At 73.0% G+C, this 1,955-nt stretch carries 3 protein-coding genes and 1 pseudogene; all 4 read right to left on the reverse strand.

Annotated features, from left to right (window positions below; all coding sequences use genetic code 11):
* Positions 1–456: pseudogene (locus LQ222_RS26140) on the reverse strand (hypothetical protein); the annotation flags it as partial.
* Complete coding sequence (locus LQ222_RS26145) at positions 456–1,040, reverse strand: protein phosphatase CheZ (protein WP_230169803.1); 585 nt, start codon at positions 1,038–1,040, stop codon at positions 456–458. The gene LQ222_RS26145 and the pseudogene LQ222_RS26140, both read right to left, overlap by 1 nt.
* Positions 1,033–1,413: a chemotaxis response regulator CheY gene (locus LQ222_RS26150; protein WP_230169804.1), complete on the reverse strand. Its 381-nt coding sequence runs from the start codon at positions 1,411–1,413 to the stop codon at positions 1,033–1,035. Before LQ222_RS26150 ends, LQ222_RS26145 begins: the two co-directional genes overlap by 8 nt.
* A gap of 27 nt (positions 1,414–1,440) precedes the next feature.
* Positions 1,441–1,955, reverse strand: a 515-nt coding sequence (locus LQ222_RS26155; protein WP_374202196.1) for a MotE family protein, incomplete at its 5' end; no start/stop codon positions are given.

Below are 1,955 nucleotides of genomic sequence, written 5' to 3' on the forward strand. Positions count from 1 at the left end.
TTGCTGCGCGGTCGGCGGCGCGGTGCGGGGCGGCGCGTCCTCGCTGGCATCGGCGGCCGCGCGCCGTGGCGCGGCGGGCGGCGCCGCAGCGCGTGGCGACGCCTCCTCCGCGCCGCCGTCCATCACGTCGAGCACGATGCGGTTGCCCAGGCGGAAGTGACGTGTCCGCGCGCCGGGCGCCAGGCGCACGACCACCGCGCCATCCGCCTGGTCGACCGCCAGCACGTTGCGCGGCGGGCGGCGCGCGGCGGCCAGGTCGATCGATGCCGGCGCGTCGAAGCGCAGCACCACCTGCCCGTCCTGCGCGTCCGCCGTGTAGCCCACGCGCGACGGCCAGTCGAAGACCAGCCGGCCGTGATCGGCATGGCTGCCGGCGCGCAGCGGCACGCGCGGCACCTCCTGCGCGGCCAGCGGCGCGCCGAACAGCACCAGCAGCACCGCCGCGACGCGCAGCATCAGTCGAAGCTCGCGAGCAGCCGGTCGATCTCGGCCTGCGAGGTGCCTCCGCCCGGAAGCTGCGGGCCATTCGCGAGTTCCTGCCCCTCGGTGCGCGCCGCCGCGGGCGGCTCGGGCGCCGGCGCCGCGCGGCCGGCGGCATTGGCCACCGCCGCCTCGACGCGCGATTCGATCGCCTTCAGCGCGTTCACCACCTTGCCGATGCGCTGGCCGGTGATGTCCTGGAAGGAGCATGCCTCGTAGATGCGGGTCACCGCGCCCTGCAGCGCGGTCGCAGCGGCCTCGGGCACGTCCGCCTGCAGGCGTTCGAGCACCTCGCAGCAGTCGAGGATCTCGTTGGTCGCCTGCGCGGTGTGGCCGACGATGGCGTCCAGCTCATCGGTGGCCGAGGGGATGTGCGCGCCGGTGATGTCGTCCACCGACAGCGCGGCGATCTCGGCCTTGGCGCGCGCAATGGTGCGGCCCAAGCCCTCCAGCTCGGCGAGCAGCGTCGCCTCCTTGGCGGTCAGGTCGCCGGACATGGTGCCGAGCACGGCGCGCACCGCCGCCTCGATCCGGTCGTCGGGGGCGCTGCCGTCAGGCATGGACCATCACCTTCTCGATCTTCTCCTTCAGCGTCTCGGCGTTGAACGGCTTCACGATGTAGTTCGACACGCCCGCCTGCTTGGCCGCGACCACGTTCTCGGTCTTGCTCTCGGCGGTGATCATGATGAAGGGCATGTTCTTCAGCCGCGCATCGGCCCGCACTTCCTTCAGCAGGTCGAGCCCCGTCATCGGCGCCATGTTCCAGTCGCTGATCACCAGCCCGAAATTGCCCGCGCGCAGCTTGGCCAGCGCCTCCTGCCCGTCGGTCGCCTCATCGACATTGTTGAAGTCGAGCTGCTTCAACAGGTTGCGGATGATGCGCAGCATCGTGCGATAGTCGTCCACGATGAGAACGTTCATGTTTTTGTCCATCGGCCCCTGTGCCTCCTGTGCTGTGGGTCAATTCGCCGCGGTACGCCGCGCGCGGTGGCGCACCAGTTCCGCCGTCACCAGCCGCGCCTGCTCGGCACGCATGGCGCCGATCACGGGTGCGGCCTTGCGTTCGCCCATGCGGTCGATGATCTCGACCAGCACCGGCATCTCGAGGTCGTTGAAGATCGCCGCGGCGTCGCGCGGGCGCATCGCCTCGTAGGTGCGCACCAGGCCGCGCCAGCCGGCCTCCTCGCGGTCGGTGCGGGCGCGGTCGAGCGCCTCCAGGCGCTGCTGCAGCGCCGCCAGTTCCTCGACGCGGCGCGCCAGGCGGCGCTCGGTCGCCTGCAGCACGATTTCCTGCGCGACCACCGCCTGCTCGCGGGCCTCGATCTCGGTGCGCCGCGCGCGCAGTTGTTCCAGCAGCGCGCGCTCGGCGGCGGTGGCGGGGTCCGGCGCGCTGACCGGGATGGCTTGCGGCGCGGCCGGCGCGGGGGCCGGGCGCGCGGCACTGACCGGCGCCGGCGCGGGGGCTGGCGCAGGGG

The organism is Roseomonas sp. CECT 9278, assembly GCF_918698155.1.
Classification (GTDB): Bacteria; Pseudomonadota; Alphaproteobacteria; order Acetobacterales; family Acetobacteraceae; genus Neoroseomonas.

Coding starts and splice junctions, on each gene's coding strand:
- LQ222_RS26145 (WP_230169803.1), bottom strand. CDS start 1,040: ATGCCTGACGGCAGCGCCCCCGACGACCGGATCGAGGCGGCGGTGCGC.
- LQ222_RS26150 (WP_230169804.1), bottom strand. CDS start 1,413: ATGGACAAAAACATGAACGTTCTCATCGTGGACGACTATCGCACGATG.